This window comes from Acinetobacter sp. S54 (assembly GCF_016624945.1).
Taxonomy (GTDB): domain Bacteria; phylum Pseudomonadota; class Gammaproteobacteria; order Pseudomonadales; family Moraxellaceae; genus Acinetobacter.
The window spans coordinates 14018-39215 of the sequence record NZ_JACVUI010000008.1 but is presented as its reverse complement, the minus strand read 5'-3'; the positions used below and the strand labels follow the sequence as shown (position 1 = coordinate 39215).

The 25198-nt window shown below is 41.4% G+C and carries 23 protein-coding genes; 8 read left to right on the top strand and 15 right to left on the bottom strand.

Translation table 11 applies throughout. The annotated features are described in order from the left end of the window. Window positions 1-133 precede the first annotated feature (133 nt). From hmpA to IAE20_RS11885, 4 genes are all read left to right on the top strand, one after another. A complete protein-coding gene (gene hmpA, locus IAE20_RS11900) occupies window positions 134-1345 on the top strand; it encodes an NO-inducible flavohemoprotein (RefSeq protein WP_200482375.1) in 1212 nt (403 codons plus the stop codon). Between the two features lie 77 nt (window positions 1346-1422). Then, on the top strand, window positions 1423-1866 hold the full coding sequence (locus IAE20_RS11895; RefSeq protein WP_200461222.1) for an RrF2 family transcriptional regulator: 444 nt from the start codon (window positions 1423-1425) through the stop codon (window positions 1864-1866). Window positions 1867-1956: 90 nt separating this feature from the next. Continuing rightward, on the top strand, window positions 1957-2757 hold the full coding sequence (gene yihA, locus IAE20_RS11890; RefSeq protein WP_200482376.1) for a ribosome biogenesis GTP-binding protein YihA/YsxC: 801 nt from the start codon (window positions 1957-1959) through the stop codon (window positions 2755-2757). Between the two features lie 133 nt (window positions 2758-2890). Continuing rightward, window positions 2891-3835, top strand: a complete 945-nt coding sequence (locus IAE20_RS11885; protein ID WP_200461224.1) for a metal-dependent hydrolase — start codon at window positions 2891-2893, stop codon at window positions 3833-3835. A 71-nt stretch (window positions 3836-3906) separates the two neighbouring features. On the opposite strand, the gene IAE20_RS11880 is transcribed toward IAE20_RS11885, so the two are convergent. Both IAE20_RS11880 and IAE20_RS11875 read right to left on the bottom strand, forming a co-directional pair. Then, the gene (locus IAE20_RS11880; protein ID WP_200461225.1) at window positions 3907-5169 is read right to left on the bottom strand and encodes a dicarboxylate/amino acid:cation symporter; all 1263 of its coding nucleotides are present in this window, start codon (window positions 5167-5169) and stop codon (window positions 3907-3909) included. A gap of 114 nt (window positions 5170-5283) precedes the next feature. Next, the gene (locus tag IAE20_RS11875; RefSeq protein WP_200461226.1) at window positions 5284-6156 is read right to left on the bottom strand and encodes an acyl-CoA thioesterase; all 873 of its coding nucleotides are present in this window, start codon (window positions 6154-6156) and stop codon (window positions 5284-5286) included. 283 nt (window positions 6157-6439) lie between these two features. On the opposite strand from IAE20_RS11875, the gene plsB reads away from it, so the two are divergent. After that, the gene (gene plsB, locus IAE20_RS11870; protein WP_200482377.1) at window positions 6440-9007 is read left to right on the top strand and encodes a glycerol-3-phosphate 1-O-acyltransferase PlsB; all 2568 of its coding nucleotides are present in this window, start codon (window positions 6440-6442) and stop codon (window positions 9005-9007) included. Window positions 9008-9052: 45 nt separating this feature from the next. Here plsB and IAE20_RS11865 read toward each other — a convergent pair whose 3' ends face one another. Further along, on the bottom strand, window positions 9053-10039 hold the full coding sequence (locus IAE20_RS11865; protein ID WP_200461228.1) for a putative solute-binding protein: 987 nt from the start codon (window positions 10037-10039) through the stop codon (window positions 9053-9055). Window positions 10040-10114: 75 nt separating this feature from the next. Then, window positions 10115-10948 (bottom strand): NAD-dependent epimerase/dehydratase family protein, encoded by an 834-nt coding sequence (locus IAE20_RS11860; RefSeq protein ID WP_200482378.1) that lies wholly within the window; start codon window positions 10946-10948, stop codon window positions 10115-10117. Window positions 10949-10985: 37 nt separating this feature from the next. On the opposite strand from IAE20_RS11860, the gene recG reads away from it, so the two are divergent. Both recG and IAE20_RS11850 read left to right on the top strand, forming a co-directional pair. Beyond that, window positions 10986-13031, top strand: coding sequence for an ATP-dependent DNA helicase RecG (recG, locus tag IAE20_RS11855; protein WP_200482379.1), 2046 nt, complete (start codon window positions 10986-10988; stop codon window positions 13029-13031). Continuing rightward, window positions 13018-13698, top strand: a complete 681-nt coding sequence (locus IAE20_RS11850) for a ComF family protein (protein WP_200482380.1) — start codon at window positions 13018-13020, stop codon at window positions 13696-13698. Before recG ends, IAE20_RS11850 begins: the two co-directional genes overlap by 14 nt. Here IAE20_RS11850 and IAE20_RS11845 read toward each other — a convergent pair. Continuing rightward, the gene (locus tag IAE20_RS11845) at window positions 13664-14059 is read right to left on the bottom strand and encodes an NUDIX hydrolase (RefSeq protein WP_200461232.1); all 396 of its coding nucleotides are present in this window, start codon (window positions 14057-14059) and stop codon (window positions 13664-13666) included. The two genes, IAE20_RS11850 and IAE20_RS11845, sit on opposite strands and share 35 nt — an antisense overlap. A gap of 15 nt (window positions 14060-14074) precedes the next feature. Beyond that, window positions 14075-14659: a TIGR00730 family Rossman fold protein gene (locus tag IAE20_RS11840; RefSeq protein WP_200482381.1), complete on the bottom strand. Its 585-nt coding sequence runs from the start codon at window positions 14657-14659 to the stop codon at window positions 14075-14077. A 157-nt stretch (window positions 14660-14816) separates the two neighbouring features. Between IAE20_RS11840 and IAE20_RS11835 the strand changes: the two genes are divergently transcribed. Then, complete coding sequence (locus IAE20_RS11835; protein WP_200461234.1) at window positions 14817-15830, top strand: CorA family divalent cation transporter; 1014 nt, start codon at window positions 14817-14819, stop codon at window positions 15828-15830. A gap of 51 nt (window positions 15831-15881) precedes the next feature. Here the strand turns inward: IAE20_RS11835 and IAE20_RS11830 are convergent, their stop codons facing one another. The 9 genes from IAE20_RS11830 to dxs form a co-directional block, all read right to left on the bottom strand. Next, window positions 15882-16175: a lipid asymmetry maintenance protein MlaB gene (locus tag IAE20_RS11830; RefSeq protein ID WP_200461235.1), complete on the bottom strand. Its 294-nt coding sequence runs from the start codon at window positions 16173-16175 to the stop codon at window positions 15882-15884. Window positions 16176-16188: 13 nt separating this feature from the next. Continuing rightward, window positions 16189-16821: a phospholipid-binding protein MlaC gene (locus IAE20_RS11825; protein ID WP_200461236.1), complete on the bottom strand. Its 633-nt coding sequence runs from the start codon at window positions 16819-16821 to the stop codon at window positions 16189-16191. A 19-nt stretch (window positions 16822-16840) separates the two neighbouring features. Beyond that, entirely contained in the window at window positions 16841-17524 is a 684-nt protein-coding gene (locus IAE20_RS11820) for an outer membrane lipid asymmetry maintenance protein MlaD (protein WP_200461237.1), read from the bottom strand. Continuing rightward, on the bottom strand, window positions 17524-18303 hold the full coding sequence (gene mlaE / locus IAE20_RS11815) for a lipid asymmetry maintenance ABC transporter permease subunit MlaE (protein WP_200461238.1): 780 nt from the start codon (window positions 18301-18303) through the stop codon (window positions 17524-17526). The genes IAE20_RS11820 and mlaE overlap by 1 nt, the downstream gene beginning before the upstream one ends. Then, window positions 18300-19118: an ABC transporter ATP-binding protein gene (locus IAE20_RS11810; protein ID WP_200461239.1), complete on the bottom strand. Its 819-nt coding sequence runs from the start codon at window positions 19116-19118 to the stop codon at window positions 18300-18302. Before IAE20_RS11810 ends, mlaE begins: the two co-directional genes overlap by 4 nt. Before the next feature lie 401 nt (window positions 19119-19519). Next, complete coding sequence (locus IAE20_RS11805; RefSeq protein WP_200482382.1) at window positions 19520-21334, bottom strand: DEAD/DEAH box helicase; 1815 nt, start codon at window positions 21332-21334, stop codon at window positions 19520-19522. A gap of 380 nt (window positions 21335-21714) precedes the next feature. After that, a complete protein-coding gene (locus IAE20_RS11800) occupies window positions 21715-22134 on the bottom strand; it encodes a hypothetical protein (protein WP_227611008.1) in 420 nt (139 codons plus the stop codon). A 69-nt stretch (window positions 22135-22203) separates the two neighbouring features. Then, complete coding sequence (locus IAE20_RS11795; protein ID WP_200482383.1) at window positions 22204-23034, bottom strand: inositol monophosphatase family protein; 831 nt, start codon at window positions 23032-23034, stop codon at window positions 22204-22206. 118 nt (window positions 23035-23152) lie between these two features. Next, a complete protein-coding gene (dxs, locus tag IAE20_RS11790; RefSeq protein WP_200482396.1) occupies window positions 23153-25066 on the bottom strand; it encodes a 1-deoxy-D-xylulose-5-phosphate synthase in 1914 nt (637 codons plus the stop codon). Window positions 25067-25198: the final 132 nt, after the last annotated feature.

The following is a 25198-nucleotide window of genomic DNA, read 5'->3' as shown; positions in this document are numbered from 1 at the left end:
CAATCAAGTGTGAAAATACGATCTAATTAATCCCTTAATAAAATTAAGCATTTCATTAAAAGATATATTGCAAATACACCTTATAAGATGTATTTTAAATACATCTTATAAAAGCCAGATAAAAGGTCTAGCCATGACTCCACAACAAATTGATCTCGTAAAAGCAACTGTACCTGTATTACGCGAAAACGGTGTTGCATTGACAGGTTATTTTTATAATCGAATGTTGGGTAATCATCCTGAATTAAAAGAAACTTTTAATATGGGCCATCAGCGTAGCGGTGCTCAGGCTCAAGCTCTGGCTGGTGCAGTTCTGGCTTACGCTGAAAATATTGAAGATCCATCAGTACTATTACCTGTAGTCGAATTGATTGCACATAAACATGTGAGCTTAAACATTCAATCGCCTGATTATGGAATCGTAGGAGAAAATCTGTTGCATTCCATTAGTGAAGTCTTAAGTATTTCGATGGAAGACCCATTAATCGCGGCATGGGCCGCAGCTTACGGGCAATTGGCCGACCTTTTTATCAGTACAGAAAAAGCGATTTATGCTCAACACCAACACACTCAAGGAAGCTGGTTAGGCTGGCGTAATTTTAAAATTGCCAAAAAAGTGGTGGAAAGTGAAGAAATTACCTCTTTTTACCTTGCTCCTGTAGATAAAGGTGAATTACCAAAATACGAAGCTGGTCAATATATTTCAGTCCGTGTTTTTGTTGATGAGCTTGGTTTGAAACAGCCACGTCAATATACATTGTCGACTAGCCCACAAACCGACTATCTGCGTATTTCCGTTAAACGTGAAGATGAAAAAGGTGACTTGGCCGGTGGTTGGGTCTCAAGCACATTACATCGTTTGCCTGAAGGTTCAGAAATTGAGGTGTCTGCTCCGACTGGTAATTTCTATTTAATCGACAGCAGCAAACGCAATATCTTTATTAGTGGCGGCGTGGGTGTGACCCCAATGATTGCAATGCTTAATCAATTAGTAACGCTGGATATGCCACAGCCCGTAAATTTCATTCATGCGTGTCGCAGCAGTCAGGTGCATGCCATGAAAAAGCATATCCAAGAACTAAAAGCAAAATATCCACGCTTAAATACCTTTACGGCTTATGAATTCCCGCATGAAGCTGATGTACTTGGTCAGGATTACGATATCGCTGGTCGTCTGGATCTTGCTTCTATGGATGCTGCATTACTGCCTGTAAATGCCGATTACTATTTATGTGGCCCAATGCCATTTATGGCTGAACAGCATAAGGCCCTTGTGGAACGTGGTATTCCTGCACAGAATATTCATACCGAAGCATTTGGTACGGGTGGGGTCAAACTCAGCTAATTGGTTCGGCATTTTGTCTAAGGCTAGCCTGTGATAGACTAGCCTTTTCTATTTAAAGCAATAGATTAAGTAAACTCATGCAGCTCAATAAATTTACCGATTATGCCTTGCGTATATTAATGTACATTTCACGCCCTAGTGAAATGCCGTATACGATTGCAGAAATCGCACAGGATTTGCATGTTTCTCAGAACCACCTTGTTAAAATTGTACATTTTATGGGCAAACAAGAGTGGATTCTAACTACACGCGGTAAAGGAGGTGGAATCCGTCTCAATCCGCAGGCCTTAGAACTAACGCTGGGTAAAATTGTGCGAATATTGCAAGGTGATCATCAGATTGTCGAATGCAATACTCCCCCATGTGTATTACGGACTCACTGTGGTCTCAAAGGTATACTAGATCAGGCACTGGAAAGTTTTTATCAAACATTAGATCAATATACTTTGGCTGATGTTTTGGCTGCACCCCCTACCGCTTCTATCAACTCACCTATCGCATTTGTTGCCATTCATTCATAATTTGCGCCAAATTGCCTTAAAATTCGCGTGAATTGCTCTCATCCTTTATAATGCATTTTAAATATATTGTGATTGTAAAAGTTAATCTCTATGCATAGCTATGCGAAATCCAAAGATACCAAAGCCAAACTCGCACCTAAACAAAAAATTAGTTATGAGAAAAAGGCGGATCCGGCTATTACTGAATATTCAGTAAAGGCACTCAATTGGCTACGCAAAGCTGAATTTTTAATGAGTGCTCCTAAACTTGCACTCTGTGTAGAAGATACTGGTTATGAAATAGCTTTTGCTGGACGCTCCAATGCGGGTAAATCTAGCGCTATTAATACGTTAACCAACCAGAAACAATTAGCTCGCGCTTCCAAAAAGCCAGGGCGCACCCAAATGATTAACTTCTTTAGCTTAGGTAATCCTGATCAGCGATTGGTCGATTTACCAGGCTATGGGTATGCGGCGGTCCCAGAAGACATGAAACGTGTGTGGCAAAAAGAGTTAGAAAATTATCTCATTTACCGCCAAAGCCTACAAGGTTTGGTATTATTGATGGATATTCGTCATCCCTTACAGCATTTCGATACCATGATGCTGGAATGGGCTCATTCACGTAAATTGTTTGTGCATATTTTGCTGACCAAAGCCGATAAAATGAACCGCGGTCCAGCTAATAAAGCCCTGCTTGATGTAAAGCAGACCTTAAAAAAAATGAAGCTGAATTTTTCCATTCAACTGTTTTCATCATTGAATAAACAGGGACTTGAAGAATTAGCCAGCGTAATGGCGGGACGTCTAAATTATACGCTGGATCATACACCTGAATTTGATTTGAGCCAGATTCCAGAAGCCAATGACAATGATCTCGATGAGCAAGATGTAACGCTAAAAGAAGAATAAATCACATCTTTTTCTATCATATCATCACCTAATGATAACTGAATGTCCCGTATTGCAAAGCAAAATACAGGGGCATTTTTTATACTCAGGAAAAACCAGCAAAAGTTCGACAAGAACAAATAAAGGTAAGGATATGAGTATTGTTTCATTTTTTAAGCGTAAATTACCCGGCTCTTCCATTCACTATCGCATTCAACCGCGTAAGGTAAAATTCGACTGGAAAGAAACTCCCGTTGACTGGATTCCAGAACATCCTTTTGCCAGTTATTTTATTAATGAAATTAATAACATTTTACCTGCCGGCGAATTTTGGTTCTGCCGTCTTTATAATAAAGTCTTACCGCAAATTAGTGATGAAAAGCTAAAACAAGATGTACAGGCCTTTATTCGTCAGGAAGCGATGCATGCCAACGCGCATACTTCCGCCAATAAAGAATATTTGTCAGCACGTAATATCGATATTCAGCGTAATCTGGAGATCATGAATTTTTTATTTACAAAATTACTGGCAGATAAACCACTGGATATTGAAGTTCCCAAGGTACTAGAACATCAATGGGATTTATTCCGTTTAGGAGTAATTGCTACGGTTGAACATATGACCTGCGTGTTGGGGAAATATGCACTATATAATCAAAAATGGCAGGAACTAGGGGCAGATCCAGAAATGGTCGACTTGGTCAAATGGCATGGTGCTGAGGAAATAGAACACCGCACGGTTGCTTTTGATCTATATCGTCATTTAGGGGGTGGTTATATTGCCCGTTATTACTTAAGTGTGGCTGTTATTGTCGGGGTACTCGGCTTATGGGTAGATGGTGCAGCCCATATTATGAAACAAGATCCTCGTTTTGCAGAACATAAACCAAGTTTATTTCGCCCATGGATCTGGCTCGAATGGTATAAACAAGGGCGTAAAGACAACCAGCTTCTCCCCAATCCAATCTGGCTCGTGGCTCAGCAAATTGATTATCTTATGCCTTGGTATGATCCGGTGAAAGAAGGTAATACCGAAGATGCTGTTCGCTATCTGGATCATTCACCTGCAGCAAAACGTGCTGTTCTGGCTGCCGCTTAAACCGTGGAATAATAAAAAAGCAGAAAATAATTTCTGCTTTTTTATTTTTTAAGGCTTAGGTTTTATAACGCTCATGAGGTTTCCTCGTTATCGCCTTTGGCATAACGATCCACGACTACACTAATCATCATATCCCCTTGCACATTTACCACGGTACGTACGGTATCCAAAATACGATCAATCGGCAGTAAAATTGCAATCGCTTCAGCAGGAAGTCCAACCGATTGTAAAACCATAATCATCGTCACCATTCCCGCACTTGGAATTCCTGGCGCTCCCAGCGACGCAATCATGGCTGTCAAGCACACGATCAATTGCTGCGTAAGGGTTAAATCCATGCCTACCAGATTCGCAACAAATAGCGCTGCGGCTGCTTCATACAAGGCAGTGCCATCCATATTCAATTGCGTACCAAGAGGAATGACGAAGCCCACTGTCTGCGGTCGAACTTTTAGATTCTCTTGTGCACATTTCATGCTTAATGGCATGGTGGCTGAGCTGGAACTGGTAGCAAAAGCCGTAATAAGCGCTAAACGTGTCCCTTTAAAAAAGGTAATGGGATTCATTTTCCCAAAAATCCACAATAACAAAGGCAAAACGACAACACCATGAAAAATAGTCGTACCCGTGACGACCAAAGCAAATTCAGCCAGACTATTTAGTATTTTAATGTCTTCCGTTGCAATTAGCTTTGCCAGTAAAGCCAAAATCCCCAACGGTGCCAGTTTCATCACCCACCCCACCAACATCATCATAATGTCAAAAAACTGTAGACTGAGAACTCTTACTGACTGAAAGCGATCTCCCCCTTTAATGAGTGCAGCCCCAATGAATAAAGCAAAGACTACCACTGCCAAGACATTCCCATCACTAAAGGCTTTAAAGGGGTTAATTAGGGTGTTTTGGATAAAATTTGTAAAAAAAGTCGAGGGTGACAAAGTATCTGGGGCTTGATGATTACTCATAGCGTCACTAAAAATGGCGATATCCATGCCCTTGCCTACACCAAATAAATGCGCGCAACCGATCCCTAAAATTAAGGCAAGTGTCGTGGTGGTTAAGCAACATAAGGCGGTAATTTTCCAGACACGCCCAAACTGACCACTGGCCTGCAAGTTGGAAACACCCACCACAATTGAAGAAAAGATAAGCGGCACCAATAGCATTTTCAGGAGTCCAATAAAAATGCTACTGATAATGCCAAGTCCATAGATACTTTGATGAAAAAAAGCAGTGTCAGGATAGAGGTTTAACAAAAACCCAAAAGCCACCCCTAAAATAGCTGCAATTAAAATTTGTGTGTTTAAGCTCATATTATCTGAAATTTGACTCATTCTTTGGAATTACTATGACATGCACGCTCAATAGAATCGAATATTTTTTAGCATATCTTGTGATTTAGAAATAATAAAGCCGCATGGTGGCGGCTTTATTTGAGTCAAATTGACCTATTGCGTTTCAATTTCGCGAAGCCGTATAAGACCCTCCTGAACGGTACTACAGACTAGCTGTCCGTTTTGCCACATGCGTCCAAAATTTAGACCGCGAGAATTTGAGGTAACCGTCGCATCCATATCGTAAAGCATCCATTCATCTGCACGTACAGGACGATGAAAATAAATTGCATGATCAATACTGGCACATTGCAGACTTGGAGAGAGATAACTTAAACCATGTGGTTTTAAGGAAGTGGTCATTAAAGTAAAGTCAGAATAGAATGCTACGATCGCCTGATGCAATGCCACATCATCCAGTTCTGCGGGTATACGATCATGCGTACGCAAATAATGTGCGTTTCTTGGCGCCTGCGGTTGCGGCTGAAAAGGATTGACTGGATCAATAGGACGAATTTCAATATGCCGTTCACGCATAAAACTTGCACGTACATTTTCAGGAATAAAACTAACCAAACCTTCCTTCAGCTCATCTTCTGATTTTAAATCTTCTGGAGCAGGATACTCTGGTTCTTCAGGCTGATAATTTAAACCTTCTTCTGGATAAGCAAAAGACACCATAGCCGAGAAAATCGTACGTCCATGTTGAATGGCACGAACTTGTCGACTGGCAAAGCTACGTCCATCACGCAAAGGGTCAACTTCATAAATAATAGGTGCATTGATATCGCCACCATATAAAAAGTAGGCATGCATCGAATGTGCCGGACGATCTGTCGTATAAGAAGCAGCGCGTAGCGCCTGTCCCAGAACCTGTCCACCGAACACCCGCTTGCCGACCAGATTACGACTCGCGCCACGGTATAAATGATCTTCAAGCTTTTCAAGTGATAAAAGCTCGACAAGTTCCTGGGTTAATGCATTCATGAGATACCTTTGAAAATGTCGCTAGTTTAAAAACAATACAACTGTAAACTATAAAACAGATATACTATATTTTTCCATAAATTCAGAGTGTAACCCTAAAGATTAGTTGACTAGCATGTCACACTTTAGAATTGCTATTCGTATTAAAAATACGTTTTTTAACGATAAACACTAGCGCAGTCCATGTAATTTATCAGAAAATAGCCCATTGTTTTTCACATCATTTCACTAAAGCAGTTCCTGTCCTTTTGGTGGGAGCATTGTTGTTTGAGTAGGAGTTCTTATGGCCAAGAGTGGCTTCGGTCAGATGTATCGGCGGCTGTCGAGTAAATTGCTTGACCTCGTGGTAACCCCACATGTTCTTGGGGAAGTCCCTTCGGAACCCACTGATATCCAGATCGCAGAACAGCCTGCATCAAAAAAAGTCGTCTGCTATGTATTACAGAATTATTCTCGTAGCAATGCGTTGGTGATTGATGGAGAAACACGCCGTTTAAATCTAAAGCCAGCGTTAGATCCGCTAGCGATAGAAGATTATAAAGAAAAAGCTTCGGTTTTATTTTTACAGCACCACGACGAAAAAAATTTACTGAACCCTCCACCGCATGCTTTTCCTCCTCGTTTGCTGCGTTTTATCGAGTTTTTAGATAAACATCCAGACTATGATATTGAGTTGGTTCCTGTCACTGTACTATGGGGACGTTCTCCTGATAAAGAAGATTCGTGGTTTAAATTGCTGTTTACAGACACATGGGCTACACCTGGTAAAGTTAAACAGTTGATGAATATTGGTCTGCATGGTCGTCAAACCTATGTTGAGTTTCATGAACCGCAGTCGTTACGTCAGTTGGTCAATTATGCAACGACACATTATCCAAATTTGTCACCTGCAACTTACATTGTCAGCACACTCAATGATTTTCTAGACAGTCAGCGTGAAGTGGTACTCGGTCCAGATTTATCCGATCGACGTAACGTCATGGAGTCATTAATTAAATCGCGTGATGTACAAGATGCGATTCGTCGTGAAAGTATTCGCGGTAAAGTCAGCATGCTCGAAGCCGAACGTCGCGCGATTGGCTACCTCAATGAAATCGTATCGGATTATTCTTATTCAGCGGTACGTTTTGCAGATATGGCATTGACCCGTCTCTGGACGCAACTTTATGACGGCGTAGACGTTCATAATTTTAGTACGGTACGTGAACTAGCCAAGGACTATGAAATTATTTATACGCCTTGTCACCGTAGTCATATCGATTATTTGCTCCTGTCTTATGTTATTTATCGTCGTGGTTTGATGGTGCCGTATATTGCTGCCGGGGATAATTTAAATCTGCCGTTTGTAGGTCAGTTACTTCGCGGTGGCGGAGCATTCTTTATTCGTCGCTCTTTCCGTGGCAATGGTCTTTATACTTCAGTATTTAAGGAATATTTGTACAGCATTTTGTCTCGCAATACTCCTCTTGAATACTTTATTGAAGGGGGACGTTCGCGCACAGGCCGTTTACTTCCGCCTAAAACAGGTATGCTTGCCATGACTGTGCACAGTCATTTACGCGGTCGTGCCAAACCGATTGTTTTTGTTCCAACCTATATCGGCTATGAGCGTTTGATGGAAGGTTCAACCTATGTCGGTGAAATGCAGGGTAAACCCAAAGAAGCAGAATCAATCTTCGGGATAGTCAAAACTTTACGCAAAATTGAGCGTATCTTTGGCAAAGTTCATGTCAATTTTGGCGAACCTGTTTTTCTGGATGATTTGCTTAAAGCTCATGATGCAGATCAAATTAAAATTGAAAAAAATGATGATCCGATTCCGCCTCAGGTTTCAGATGCTATCAATAGTTCAGCACATGCCATTTTAGAAAATATCAACCGTGCCGTGGTGATTAATCCAGTTTCATTATTATCTTTGATCTTACTGGCAACCCCAAAACACACGTTGGATGAAGAGCTATGCATCAAGCAATTGGATGCTTATCGTGACCTCGTCACAACTCTTCCATATGACGAACGAACCCAAGTCACGCCATTATCGGGTAAAGAAATCATCGCTTATGGTTTGAAACTTAAACTGATTAAACGCGTACAACATGTGCTAGGTGATATTATTGCAATTGAAGATAATCAGGCCGTGTTACTGACTTACTTCCGCAATAATATTCTACATGCATTTGTTTTGCCTTCTTTGATTGCCGCATTGGTTGAGCATAATGGCAAAATCAGCCAGAGAAATCTGACAAATGTGATCAAAACCCTCTATCCATTTTTACAGGCAGAGTTATTCCTAAAATGGAAACCTGAGCAACTTGAACAACAGATTAGTCAATATGCTGATGCTTTAGTTAATGCCAAATTGATTGAGCAAGATAGTGAAGGTGATTTGGTCAGTCCTGCGCCAAATTCAGAAGATCATAATCAATTAGTGATTTTGGCTGCGCCAGTCAAACAAAGTCTGGAACGTTACTACATGACACTGGCATTAATTGCCCAACGTGGTTCGGGTAACATTTCAGTCAGACAAGTTGAGGATTTAAGCCATTTGCTCGGACAGCGTCTATCCGTCCTGTATGAGTTTAATTCGCCTGAGTTCTTTGATAAATCTTTATTCCAAAGCTTTATTAAAGTATTAACCCAACAAGGTTACATTTGTACCAATGAGCAAGGTGCAATTGAATTTGAACGCAACTTTAGCAATATGGCTGAAGGTGCGAAATTGGTGCTAGATGAAGCAACTTTACAAATGTTACAACATATCACCACCTTTAATGATGAAGAACTTAAAACGGCATTAGACGCGGTTGCCTCACAGCAAGCAAAACGTCGTTTAAAACGCAAAAAAGCTTAAACGCTAAAGAGATATAAAAAATGGCAACTTTGGTTGCCATTTTTTTCACCAGAGATGACATTCAAAATATTGCGGTTCATCTTTACAGCGTAACTTTTTAATAAGTTTAACAAAACGCGGGTCATAAAAGAAATTCTGGGAATATTGATTTCTCACCTTCGCAATCACGACCTCATAGGCTTGTTTCTCGGCAGGAGAAACATCCATCCAGTAATATGCAGGCAATCGATTTTCCCAACGCACCACCTGCCCTACTAGTACACTTGCTTGAGCAGAAAACCAGTTACGCATCGTCACCCCAAAACCAGTCGGATAGTCGGCCGAACGGATCACAATATTTAAGCCCGCGTACACCACTGGAAAATTAATAACCCGTGTCGATTCACCAAATTCTTTTTTAAGGTTATAAGGCAATAAACCGTAGATAGGCACAGGTAAAATATCAACCTGATTATTTTTAAAAGCATCAATTGCATTATTAAAATTCACGACAACAGGTTCAGCACGAACACTACGCACCAACGTACTTTGTGGTGCAAGTTCGGGTAAGACACCAATACGTTTATTTTTGAGATCTGTCACTTTATAAATGGTTGGGGTCTTAAGCATCATATAAGCCATTCCCAATGGAATGAAACCCACTACCTCATATTCACCTTGTTGCATCGCTGAACGTAATGCAGGCCGATTCAACAGCTCAATAAAATGCTGTGCAGTCTTATTATTTGTAATGAATCCCACACCTGCTGTACTTCCCATAAATTGATTATAATTTCGGGTATTAAAATTGGTGGCGACCAGACCTGAACATTTCTTCTGATCAAATTGTACAATTGCATCTGTTTCGCGCTTATAAATTTTTAATTGCACATTAACCTGCTCACGTTGCATATAGAGCGTCAGGTCTTTTAAACGTCGTGTAATATCACCTTGTGTTCCTATTGGGTCATAAACACACCATGTCACTTCTGCGGCCATGACATGCTGCATCATTGCAAACAGGAACAGACTCTTAAAGATGTTTTTAAACATGTTCCCCAATCTTCTATTTATCAATTTTAATTGAATATCTTTATATATTGGCCCACACTTTTTAGTTTAATTAAATTATGAGTTTTGGCTATGTTGTTGCAAACAAATTGTATAGTCATTAAAGCAAACTGGATGTTTTAATGTAAAACCAGTTTGCAGCATACGTGTCGGGTACAAACGCTTTCCAGAGATATATCGGCTACTCAGTTGCACTAAAGGTAAATGTAATTGTTGCTGAAACCATTGGATGATTTCATGCAAAGGTAAAGGCTGATTATTGGTCACGATATACGATGAATCAACGTATTGTAATGTCGCTAGAACAGCTAGAAAACGTGCCAGATCATTTATATGAATCCGATTACTATAATGAATATTTGCATAACTACGGGTAGTTTGCGCCATTTTGACCATTCGTGTAATAGATTGACCGTAAATACCAGCAGGACGAATAATCACGGTCTGCTCAGGATAGGCCGTCTGCCATTTTAATTCCATGTCACGTAAAATTTGTCCCTGCTCATCGATGGGCTGAACGGGCGAGGCATCGTCTACACGTTCACCCCGATGTTCACCATAAACTCGTGTAGATGAAACCACCACAATTCTCTGAACAGGATGTGACTTTAATGCCCGGACAATTGGTTCAACTGAATCCAGATACGTGTGACGATAAGCCTCTACACTACTTTGCGAAGGAGACAAAGCTACATATACCAGATCAACCGCTGTAAGCTGATTTAAATCAAGATGATGTACATCCTGAATCAAGTGATTACCATATACATCTGTTTTCGTACTACGGCTAATTGTGGTAATTTTATGTCGCTGTTTAATCGAGTCTTGTTCAAATAAATATTGGGCAACTCGTTGAGATGTTTTACCATAGCCGATAAATAAAATATGCATACATGATCCTGATATAGCGGTCTTGACGTGGAGGGATATGACTTCAATCCAGCAGTTACAGGGTGTAGGCAATGCTGCCGCAGCACTTCTGGAAAAACTCAATATTTTCACCACGGATGATCTACTTTTTCATCTGCCACGTGATTATGAAGATCGTAGCACGGTCATTCCTATGAACCAACTGATGGTAGGTCGCAGCTATTTGCTCGAAGGTGAAGTTAAATCCATTGATTTTCCGCCGGGTAAGCGCAAATCTATGGCTGCTTTAATTCAGGATGATTATGGCAAAGTTACTTTACGTTTTTATCATATCTATAAAAATCTGACTGACAAATTAAAAGCAGGTCATCGTTTAAGAATCTTTGGTGAAGTGCGTGTCGGCGCAAGGGGCTTAGAACTTTATCACCCTGAAATACAACTGGTAACAGAACATACTGCTTTACCCAAAACTCAGCTCACCGCTATTTACCCAAGTACGGAAGGTTTAACTCAGTCTAAGCTACGTGAATATGTCAAACAGGCACTTAAACAATACAGTGATCATTTACCTGAATTATTGCCTGAACAATACACCAATGGTTATGCACTCAAACAGGCCTTGCACTATATTCATGAACCTCCAGTTGACGCCAATATGCAGCAACTGGCTCAGGGTTCACACCCAGCGCAACAACGCTTAATTTTTGAAGAACTGGTCGCACATCAGGTTAGTTTACTGACACGACGCGCCTATATTCGACAAATTGCCTCTCCCAGTTTTAGTCCAAGCAAGACGCTTGCTAAAGCTTTATTGGCAGAACTTCCTTTTGAAATGACCCAAGCACAAAAACGGGTTTCTAAAGAAATCATCGCCGACCTTAAACAACCCAAGCCCATGCTACGTTTAGTACAAGGCGATGTTGGAGCAGGCAAGACCTTAGTGGCGGCGGTGGCAGCTTGTCATACACTGGAGGCGCACTGGCAAGTTGCACTGATGGCGCCTACCGAAATTCTGGCCGAACAACATTATTTAAACTTTAAACGCTGGTTTGAACCTTTAGGAATCCAAGTTGCATGGCTCTCTGGAAAACAAAAAGGTAAAGTTCGTACGCAGGCAGAGCACAGCATTAAAAGTGGACAGGCACAGTTGGTCGTAGGAACCCATGCTTTGTTTCAGGATAATATCGAATTTGCTAAATTAGGTCTTGTTATCATTGATGAACAGCATCGATTTGGTGTCGATCAACGTTTGGCACTTCGAAATAAAGGAAATGATCAGCTCACTCCGCATCAGTTGGTCATGACTGCCACTCCCATTCCCCGTACATTGGCGATGAGTGCCTATGGCGATCTGGATACCTCTATTATCGATGAACTCCCTCCGGGACGTACTCCTATTCAAACCGTGACTATTCCACTGGATCGACGCGAACAGGTTTTAAATCGCATCGCAAGCAATTGTGGTGAAGGTAAACAGGCCTATTGGGTATGTACGTTGGTAGAACAATCTGAAACACTGGATGCACAAGCTGCTGAAGCTACTTATCAAGAAATGAAAGAGCGTTTTCCTGAACTGAATATCGGTTTGGTGCATGGCAAAATGAAAGCAGATGAGAAACAAAGCGTCATGCAGGCATTTAAAGCCAATCAACTGCAATTATTGATTGCCACCACAGTCATTGAAGTCGGGGTCGATGTACCAAATGCTTCAATTATGGTGATTGAAAATGCAGAACGATTGGGACTCTCTCAGCTTCATCAATTACGTGGTCGTGTTGGACGAGGTGCAACTGCCAGCTTTTGTGCCTTATTATATAAAACACCTTTATCGCAAAATGGACACGAACGTTTGTCCATTTTAAGAGAAAGTAATGACGGTTTCGTTATCGCGGAAAAAGATCTGGAAATTCGGGGTCCTGGGGAGCTTTTAGGAACTAAACAAACAGGTGATATGGGGTTTCGGGTGGCTCGTCTTGAACGGGATGATCATTTACTGACACAGGCACATTATGTCGCTGAACAAGTTTTAAAAAACTATCCAAAACAAGCCGATGCATTACTTAAACGCTGGTTACCAGAGGCTCCGCGCTATGCCTATGTTTGACTATCTTAAAGCCTCTATGCAACAAATTGGACAAAAACTTTTACCCTGCCGTCTGTGTGAATCCAGTCCACGTTTAAAGCATTATGTTCTATGTAAAAGTTGCTGGCAGCAACTTCCTTGGCTTAAGCAACCGATTAATCGCCATGAATTACAAATCATGGCGGCATGTTATTATCATTACCCACTCGATCGTATTTTGCAGCAATTTAAGTACGAACAAAAACTACATCATCAACCATTACTTGATCAATTACTTGCCCAGATTAAACACCCTAAAGTTCAAGCTATCGTCCCTATGCCTATTTCGGACGCACGTTTAATTGAACGGGGTTATAACCAGTCTTTACTCTTGGCACAACAACTTGCAAAAAAGCTAAATATTCCTATTTGGCAGCCTATCCATCGTCTTGAGCAACATTCTCAAAAAGGACTAAATCGGCTGGAACGCATTCAAGGAATTGAGCAACAGTTTGTGGTATTGGAAAAACCCAAAATTCGCTATCGAAAAGTTTTAATCATTGATGATGTCGTCACGACTGGCAGCTCAATTTATGCCTTACATCAGGCTTTACAACAATTAGGCTGCCAACAGATTCATGCGTGTTGCATTGCGGCTGCAACAGATAAAACCGCTAAATTTGCAAATAATCTCGACACCATGGCATAACCACTTCACGTGTTAAAGGCGCAAGTGCGGTGACTGTATCATCCAGAGTGACCCATTTCATTTCGGCAATTTCAGCAGCAATCTGCGGTGTTTGCTTTAACTTTGCCAAGTAAACATAGCTAACCAGTTGATGATCAGGCTCATTGGCAGTTGCAGTTTCAAACCGACCTACAAATTGATTAATCTGAATATCACAGCCAATTTCTTCCTTTATTTCTCGTTCAATCGCTTGTTCAGGCGGTTCATCCTGTTCTAGCTTGCCACCCACTTGCATAAAAACTTGAGTATTTTTCTTACGCACAACTAGTAGCTCATGGGCATCATTTAAAATAATGGCTGCAGCAACGGTAATTTTTTTCACATCTATGCCTCAATATTAAGGGCGAACTTCTGCCTGTGCACCCCATTTTGGCGTAGCAGGTTGATAATGTTCAAAAGCACTTAGAATCACATCAACTTGATCTGATGCTATTAATTTTTCTACAAAACGTGATTGGGTAAAACCCTTATCTGCTGTGCTCTGAATCATTTTAAGTAAATCATCATAAAAACCTTGAACATTTAAAAATGCACAGGGTTTTTGATGAATACCCAACTGTGACCAAGTCCATTGTTCAAAAATCTCTTCTAATGTACCTGCACCACCCGGTAATGCAATAAAACCATCGGATAGCTCTGCCATTTTGGTTTTACGCTCATGCATATTTTGAACGATATGTAATTCGGTCAAATGTGGATGGGCCAGCTCACGATCAACCAAAGCGGTTGGTATTACACCGATCACACGTCCACCCGCCTGTAGGGCACTGTCTGCAACCACGCCCATTAGTCCTGAACGTCCACCACCATACACGAGTGTTTTTCCCTGCTGGGCGATGGTTTCTCCTGTTACTTGAGCTGCTTGTAAAAATAAAGGATCGGTACCAACCGCTGAACCACAAAAAATACAGATTGAATTCATATAACTTTTAACCATGTTTTTAAGCTGTCATGCTTACAATATAAGCTTAAGCGAGATTTTTTCAGAAAAAACGATAACAATGAGTGTTTTTAAGTGAATCCTTGTCTAAAATACACCCATCAAATTTACCTATACTGCGCAAGGGAGAAAAGACGTTATGCTTGAAGCCTTTTACGCCACAGAGCGCGGTAGCCTTGAAGATGCAACCATTAATGGTGATTTTGATCTGCATCAGGATCTGGTCTGGATCGATCTGATTGCACCCTCTCAGGAAGAGCAGCAATGGGTCATCGATGCGTATGACCGAAATTTGCCTACGCTCAAATCGCTTGAAGATATTTCATCCTCTGCTCGATTTTACCGCGATGATGATGGAATTTTGCATATCAGTACCTATTTTTTAACGAAAAATAAAAACTATCAGGTGGATGGCGATGACGAGGATACCAGCCACATTTTGGCAACGGTCCAAACAGTTGCCTTTATTTTGCATAAAGAGCGTTTATTTACACTACGTGGTGAAAAACTAGTCGCTTTTAGAGCGTTTCGTGCACGCGCTCGGCGTAATGATTATGACATGGATTATAGAGATCCGACTTGGATCTTACTGGGCTTACTCGAAGCTAAGCTAGATGAGCTTGCGGATATCCTCGAAGATATCCACAAGGATCTGGAAAAATATTCCACAGAAGTACTAAATAATCATCACCGTGAAAAGATTTTAGATTTGGACGACATGATTACCCGTCTGGCACAACAAGAAGACGTACTAGGTAAAGCTCAACTTTGCTTGATCGATTTACGTCGTGTCCTGACTTTTTTATCTCGCCCACGTGCGTTAGGCAGTCATATTTATGATGCTGATATTCGAGAATTGAGTGAAGATGTTCGCTCATTGGTAGAACATGATGCGTTCTTGTTCCAAAAAGTGCGTTTCTTGCTAGATACTACCTCTGGGTTTATTAACACTGAGCAGAATGATACGATTCGTCGATTCTCTATTTTGCCCAGTATGCTCGCACCTCCCATGCTAGTTGCTAGTATTTATGGGATGAACACACAAGAATTGCCCTTTGCACATGGCACCATGAGCTTCTTGACTGTTGCAGTGATTATTATCGTCTCATTTGTGGGACCGATGATCTATTTCCGTTGGAAGAAATGGGTTTAAAGTGTTGTATATAAAAAGCACCGAATTCGGTGCTTTTTTATTAGACTTTGACTAGCTGTGAAGTAGTGTCAAATCATCCTGTAAATGACAGGACTGGATAATCTTCAACATTTTTTCAGGGACATCCTGAAAGTGTAAACCTTGGGCATTGGGTGTTTTTCTTAACCATTGCACCAAAACTGCCAATGCCAACGTACTACCATGCTGCAATTGGCTTAAATTTATCACCAAAGGAAATTGTTGATGTTGTTGAATCAGTCGCAAACCATTTTGATAAATAGTCTGCGCATTTTCAAAATCAATCTTTCCTGACAGCACCAATTGCTGATCGACCATTTCAATCACGGTGAACCTTCACTTATTTCTTGTTTACAGCAGCATCAGCATCTGGTTTAAAGTTGGCAATCGCTTTGTCCAGATTACCTCCATTACGCTGTACAGTTGAAGCAAACTGATTGCGGAATTGTAAGCCCAGATCAATCCCAGAAACATTGATGTTACGGATTTTCCACTGGCTACCAGCATCGGTAAGCTGGAATGAAACTGGGATCTTATCGCCCTTATTATTGAAGTCAATCGTGACTACAGGGTTACGACTGCCTGTTTCTTTATAAGGACGCATGGTATAGCTTTGGTTGCTGTATTTAGCAAATGCCGTACCATAGTTTTCAATCAGGGTTTCACGGAAGTTCTTTTCAAACTGCGCACGTTGTGCCGCTGTACTGTTCTGATTAGTCGCATAAGTTCCCATCACAATGCGAGTAAATGCCTGTGAATCGATATATGGATCAAGATTCTGACGTACAATGGCCTTTACAGCGTCAGGATTATTTTGCAATCTTGCATGATCCGCTTGTAAACGTGAAATAAAGTTATCAGCAACACGCTTAATAAATGCCGGTGGTGCTTCTGCTGGCGCAGCAAATGCAGTACCCGCAAGAAGAGTTGATAATACACTGGCTGTAAGGGTTTGTTTGAACAACGTCTTCACAAGAATCGCTCCTAAAAAATTACTCAACAAAAGAAGGTTCGGCACTGTCAGATGTAGCTGCCTGCGGCTGGGATGCCGAGTCTTCTGCCGAGCTACCTGATGATGATTTATTGGCACCACCAGTAATAAACTTGCTAATCAGATCCTCAAGATCCATTGTACCTTGAGTATTGGTAATGGTTTCGCCACGTTTTAAATAGTTTAATCCACCACCTGGTACAATTTTGAGATATTTTTCACCTAATAGACCATTGGTTGCTATCATTATATAAGCATCTTCATCGATATTAGTGATGGATTTCATGTTGGCAATCAGTTTCTGTTCCATTTCTTTTTGTTGCGCAGCATTTGCCTGCGTATAATCAGAACTATAACGTAATTCATCTAATGCATTTTGCTGAACGGTTTTTAATTGTTCCGCATTGAATGAAGTTAACTTGCCATCCAGATCAAAATTGACCGTCGCCAAACGAGTAACAGGATCAAGGGTAATTGATTCAACCCGCCCAACTGTAACACCACTCATGGTGACTTTAGCCCGTGATTTCAGGCCATTAACATTATCAAAACGAGCAGTCATGTGATAACTGTCATTTAAATTGGTGCCGACCAAACCACTCACTTTCATGGCCAAAAAAAACAAAGCCACGCCAAAGATAATTACAAAAATCCCTACGGCCAGCTCACTAGTACGTGATTTCATTAAACACCTCCGAACATGACCGCAGTCAACACAAAATCAAAACCTAAAACACACAGCGATGAATACACCACTGTACGAGTGGTTGATGTCGCAATACCTTCTGAAGTCGGTTCACAGGCATACCCTTGATAAACCGCAATCCATGTACATATAAGTGCAAAGACTATACTTTTAATCACTGTCCCATTAAAAATGTCATGCATAAACTGAATCGAACTTTGCATGCCACTCCAGAATGAGCCTTCATCAGCACCCAGAAAATCAACACCGACGACTTTACCGCCAAAAATACCAATCGCCGCAAAAATAATCGAAAGCATTGGCAAACTGACTATACCAGCCCAAAGTCTTGGAGACACCACACGTTTTAACGGATCAACCCCAATCATTTCCATACTTGAAAGTTGTTCTGTGGCTTTCATTAAACCAATTTCAGCAGTCAGCGCAGAACCGGCACGTCCTGCAAATAACAAAGCAGCAACCACTGGCGCCAGCTCACGCAACAAGGTTAATGCAATGGCTGTCCCTAACATTGCTTCACTACCAAAGGTTACGAGAATGTTATACATTTGCAAGCCAAGAACTGCCCCGATAAACAATCCTGATACTGCAATAATCAGGAGGGACATAACACCGACACGGTGCATTTGATAAATAAATCGACCAAAACCGCCTGCCGAGGGAAGAGAAAAGATAATTCGCAGCAACATGACCGTTGCCTCACCAATTCCACGCATCCGCTCAATGACGAGTCGACCTAACCAGGCAATCGCATTCATGGATGTACCTCGTTATTCAAATATGCTTGATGACTAAATTGATACTCAACGGGCCCTTCAGCAGAGCCTGTTAAAAATTGTTTTACAAATGGGGACGCTGAGGTCTGTAATTGCTCTGGTGTACCTTCACCCTGAATTTTGCCTTCTGCAATCACATAAATATAATCTGAAATTTCCAGTGTTTCAGCAACATCATGAGAGACAATAATCGTCGTTAAATCCAATGCTTCACGCAGTGATCGAATCAAACGGGTCAACACCCCTTTTACAATCGGATCCTGACCTGCAAAAGGTTCATCATACATAATTAAATCAGGATCAAGCGCAATGGCACGTGCCAATGCGACACGACGGTTCATACCACCTGATAATTCACTTGGCATTAAATGTTCCGTACCGCGCAAACCAACAGACTCTAATTTAAGTCCAACCAATTCTGCGATTAAATGTTCAGGTAAATCAGTATGCGCGCGGATTGGAAATGCGACGTTTTCATACACAGACATATCAGTAAACAACGCACCGCTTTGAAATAGCATACCCATACGAGCACGCGCAGCAAATAATTCTTGACGAGACATGCTGGCAATATCTTTACCATCTAACAAGACTTCACCACGATCGGGAGTCAACTGCCCACCAATCAACCGTAATAATGTGGTTTTTCCAGTCCCAGATGGGCCCATGATGCCTGTAATTTGACCACGTCGAATGGTTAAATCAACATTGTCATAGATAATACGTTCCCCTCGATTGAAACCCAGATTTTTCACTTCTATCAGTGCCTGAGCAGTCGAAAGTATAGGATTATTCATAGCAGTATATGTTCCTGCATATTTTTAAGCTCGCATAATATAGCACTGAACCTTTGCGAAATTCTTGTTATTTAACAATGAAACGACCAATTACTTGATCAGTTCAATATTGTCGCTTGGGTAATGTTGCATTGCGAGAGTTTTAGGAGAAATATCATGATGAAAGTAAGTGCTATAAGAAAAATATAGGGCATTACCAATAACTAGAGCAGCCCCCAATTGGCGTAAATTAAAATAACGCCATTTCAATAAGAACTTTACATTAATCTCTTTTTTTTCTTTCATTTTTACAATAAAAATATGACACAGTTATCACATTATATATTTTTTGACAGTTTTATTACAAGAAAAAGTCGATACGTGAACGTATCGACTTTTAGATGTTTTAAGAAAATTAAATCTTAACGGTCATTTTTGCGTGTACGATCACGACCAAAACTTTCTTCATTTACACCGCGACGTGGGCGGTCTTCACCACCAAAAGTACGCTTTGGACGATCTTCGCCACCAAAAGTACGTTTTGGACGGTCTTCACTAAAAGAACGTTGTGGACGATCACCAAAACCACCTTCACGACGTGCTGGACGATCACCGAAATCACGTTTTGGACGATCACCGAAGCTACCTTCGCGACGTGGTTTATAATCTACACGGTTACCACGGTTGTCATCATTGGCATCGAAACGAGGTTTATCATTAAAGCCACCTTCACGACGTGGACGATCCGAATTGAACTCGCGACGTGGACGGTCTTCGCCACCAAAGCTACGTTTTGGACGATCTTCAAAGCCACCTTCGCGACGTGGACGATCTGAATTAAACTCGCGACGTGGACGGTCTTCACCACCAAATGCTGGACGTTCACCACGTGGTTTATCATCAAAGCTACGACGTGGACGATCATCACGACCACCTTCACGGCGTTTGAAGTTGCTTTCGCCTTCAAAGCGACGTCCGCCACCGAAACCGCGACCAGCGCCATCACGACCGCTACGGCCATTTCCACTGCGACCACGACCACCGCCATCACGACCTGAACGTGCAGGAGGTGGAGATGGCTCAAGACCTTCAATTTCAGAAACGCTTAAACGTGCTTCTAAATAATCTTCAAGGGCACGGATTTTACCGCGTTCGCGATAAGTTGCCAAAGTAATCGCTTGACCAGTACGTCCCGCACGACCAGTACGACCAATACGGTGTACATAATCTTCATGCTTCATTGGTAAACCAAAGTTAATCACATGAGAAATGGTGGGTACGTCTAAACCACGTGCCGCAACGTCAGTTGCAACCAGAATTTTAGCTTTACCTTCACGAATACTACGTAAACGGCGGTTACGCACGGTTTGTGGCATCGCGCCATGTAACGCAACAACTGAATGACCCGCTTCTGCAAGCTCTTCAGCTAGCATATCTGTGTCTTCTTGTGTGCTTGCGAAAACAACCGCTTGATCCATGCTTTCATCACTTAACCAATGAGTCAGCAATTTTTTCTTGTGCTCAAAGCCATCCGTCCAGTGTAAAGTCTGGGTGATATCAGTATTGGTTGAGTGACCAGTTTCGATAGCAATACGCTGTGGATCCTGCATCATGCATTCTGCAAGACGAATAATACGGTCTGCAAATGTTGCAGAGAACATCAAGGTTTGTTTACGATTTGCAGCCAACTCACTGATTGCTTCAAGATCTTCAGAGAAACCAAGATCAAGCATACGATCCGCTTCATCAACGATTAAAGCATCAACTTTATCTAATTTGATTTGACGACGATTGACCAAATCCAGCAAACGACCCGGTGTTGCAACAACAACTTGCGCACCTTTTAATTGTTGGATCTGTTTTGCAAATGGCATACCACCCATAATTGCGGCAATACGCACACCCTTCATATGGCGTACAAATGCAATTGCGTCTTGGCTGACTTGCTGAGCCAATTCACGCGTTGGTGAAATGACTAAAATATTCGGTTGAGTCACTGCACGCATACGTTCTTTAAATGGAAGGAACGTGTCTTGGCCTGCAAGTGAATGCAATGTTGGCAATAAGAATGCTGCTGTTTTACCAGAACCAGTCTGGCTTGAAACTAAAAGGTCTTTACCTTCTAAAGCTGCAGGAATCGCTTGTTCTTGAACAGGTGTTGGGCTAGTAAAACCAAGATCCTGTAATGCTTGTTGTAAAGATTCATGTAGAGAGAAATCGGCAAAAGTTTTGCTCATAGAGAGTTTCACCCTAATGGGTGCTCCATTTTAATAAATACAAATATGGACATCGACAAAAGGCGGCACGGCATCTTAGGCTGAATTATTTGGTATTCAGCAGCAATCCGAATAACGACGATGTAGACTATACGCACGCATGATTACGGCCGGAACCTGAAGAATCGCTGAGCGATTTGGGCGCAAGAAATGGTCCTCTCTATGGACAGCGTGCGCATACAATGAATAGAACAGAATGTTCAGGTAATGAACGGAAATTTAAGTGCGTGGCGAGAGTATAACAGAAAGTTTTTAAAAGTCACCCTTTTTAATAGGTTTTTGATTTTTTTTACATAAAACCAAAACATTTCATTGTATTTCTAGACTAGAAATCTTAATAATTAAAATTTAATATATTGATATATTTCATTTTTAATATTATTTAAAACACACAACGGTTCTACATTCGTCAGAATCATTTTACAAGGTAATTGTGAATAAATATAAAATCTCTTAGTGATTTTATATTGTTCTTTCTCTAACTGTATTTTTAAATAAGATCTGCCCATTTGCCTTTTCAGTATTTCTTGTACACAACGTTCAAGACAAAGAGAAGGCAACAATACAAAAGTAAGAGGATGCTCAAATATCTGTTTTTTGATTTTTACATAATCTGAATGAATATCTTCACGATAAGTCATAAAGCCTGAAGAACAAACAATAATTGTTGTGAAATCTCGTGATGCGCTATCGATTATTCTAGAATAACACTCTATATTTTCTTGGGCATAAGAGTCATAACCAAATCGGTCAATAATCATTTTTTATTCTATTTTCTATAGTCAAAAAAAAGCTCTCGATATTAGAGAGCTTTTTATGGGAGATAAGACTTACTTCGCCATGTCGCCCCATGCAGGTACTACGGTTTGCATTAAAGGTTTTAACATTTTCAATGAAGAAGCCAAAACCTGACCATTCTCCATCGAATCACTGCCACCACGTGCATCTACAACAATACCGCCTGCTTCTTTCACAATTAGCTCGCCCGCTGCGATATCCCACGGCTTTAGGCCTACTTCAAAGAAGCCATCAAAACGACCTGCCGCAACATAAGCTAAATCTAATGCAGCAGAACCTGCACGACGAATATGTGCGCCTGCCTGAGTCACCGCTAATAACGAAGAGAAATGTTGCTCCGCATAAGAGATAATTTCACCATTGCGCTTGGCACGATATGGATGACCCACCGCTAAAAAAGCATTATCTAAACTGTCACGGACGTTAACACGGATACGGCGCTGATTCATGACCGCACCGCGACCACGACTAGCCGAGAACAATTCGTCACGGACTGGATCATAGATCACACCATGCTGGGTTATACCCTTATGCTGTACAGCAATCGAAATACAGAAATGCGGAAAACCATTGATAAAGTTTTGTGTACCATCTAACGGATCAATCACCCAGCACCAGTCTGCATCATGACCTTTACCTTCTTGCAGGCCAAATTCTTCGCCCAGAAAGCTGTGATTTTTATAACTTTTACGCAAAGTATCAATAGTGAGTTGTTCTAAATAACGATCAACACGCGTCACTGGACCGTCAATGCCTTTTTCTTCAACTTGTAGATCGAGCTTATGACGATTCTGATGTGCTTTTAAAAGCTCTTGACCAACTGTTTGAGCTGCGCGCGCAGCCATGACCACCATAGGTTCCATTGAACACCCACTACAAATTTGAAAACTTTGACAAAGAATAATGCATAAAAGCGCGCAGATTCTATCAAATTAGCGCGCTTTTGGGTAAAAAATGTTAGGATTTTTTTAGCTGATCGCTTTAAGCTGTTTGTATAAGGTTTAACCACACCTTTTCTATTGATTTTTGGATTCCTTCAGCATCTAGCCCACAGCTATGCAACATTTGTGCATGAGTCGCTTGAGCCATGAAACTATCTGGTAAGCCTAAATTAAGGGTTGGTTTAAGAATTTGTGCTTTGGCTAAAAACTCATTTACCGCACTACCCGCACCGGCCATAACAGCATGTTCTTCAACTGTCACGAATAAACTAGTATTCACAGCCAAATCACGAATTACTTGCTCATCGAGAGGTTTTACAAAGCGCATATTAACCACACGCACCGCAATATCATGCGTTTTGCTTAGTTGTTCAGCTGCTTCCATGGCTACAGTTACTCGACTACCGAAAGCTAAAATACTGATTTGTTCTTCATATTCAGCATGATATTCAACCACAATTTCAGCTTTACCTATTTCTAGCGGTGTAAATGTCTGCTGAATTTCGATCCCTACACCATTCCCACGAGGATAACGGACTGCAGCAGGACCTGCATATAAATAAGCGGTATGCAGCATTTGACGGCATTCGTTTTCGTCTTTTGGAGCCATGATCACTATATTTGGCACGGTGCGCATATAAGCATAATCATAAGCACCTGCATGGGTGGGACCATCTTCACCGACTAAACCTGCACGATCAATTCCAAAAGTCACATCCAGATTTTGTAATGCGACATCATGAATCAATTGATCATAACCACGTTGCAAAAAAGTCGAGTAAATCGCCACGACTGGTTTTAAGCCTTCACACGCCATCCCCGCAGCAAGTGTTACTGCGTGTTGTTCAGCAATAGCAACGTCAAAAAAACGTTCAGGGTATTGTTTGGCAAATTTCACCATGCCTGACCCTTCACACATCGCCGGGGTAATGGCCAATAAGCGAGGATCCTGTGCCGCTTCGTCACATAGCCATTGACCAAATACATCAGAATATTTGGGCGGTGTTTTTACCACTGGAGTCGTAGCAACAGGCGAAATTTTAGTAATCGCGTGGTAGGTAATCGGATCAGCTTCAGCGGGCTCAAATCCTTTACCTTTTTTTGTATAAACGTGAACCAGACGGGGGCCTTTACGTTTTTTCAGCGCATTAAAAACACTGACAAGTTGCTCAACATCGTGGCCATCAAAAGGACCAAAATAATCAAAACCGATTGCTTTGAATAAATTATCTGCGGCATCAGTAGCAGATTGGTGCAAACGTGAGTTATAAGTCCATTGCGGATGAGGCTGCACATAAGCATCGCCATCATCATTAATATTGACTGAATGACCATGTTCCCAAATAGCTGCTAAATGCTTGGCAAATCCACCCGTACTACAGGAAATCGACATATCATTATCATTTAACACGACAATCAAATCTGCATCATGCGCCACAGCATCATTCATGGCTTCAAATGCCATGCCTGCAGTCATGGCACCGTCACCTACAATACAGACTACTTCGCATGGATTTTGCTGATAACGTCGCGCAAGCGACATGCCCAGACCTGCCGAAATTGCAGTCGAAGAATGCCCAACACCAAACGTATCAAATACAGATTCTTCACGCGCTGGAAATGCAGCCAAACCATGTTGCGCGCGAATGGTAGTCAATTGCTCACGTCGACCAGTCAATGCTTTATGTGGATAGGCCTGATGACCAACATCCCAGATTAAACGATCGTGTGGGGTATTAAAACTATAATGAAGCGCAACAGTAAGCTCAATCACACCTAAATTTGCGCCAAAGTGTCCACCACTTTGTCCTGCTGCATATAAAATAAACTGACGCAACTCATCAGCCACTTGAGACAACTGGCCTTGCTCGAGCTGACGTAATTGCTGTGGATGATCAATCTCATCTAACAATGGCGTAACAGGGCGTTGAGTTGGTATTTCGGTATACAACATATGTGGCAAAGCCTTCTTAAGCCTGGCAAATCCTAAGCTGGGTAAATGGGATTCGATCTGATGAATGACATCATAATCGTATCGAATTAAAGTCACCTTCAATCAGCCACATGTCTAACAAGGTCGCATGGA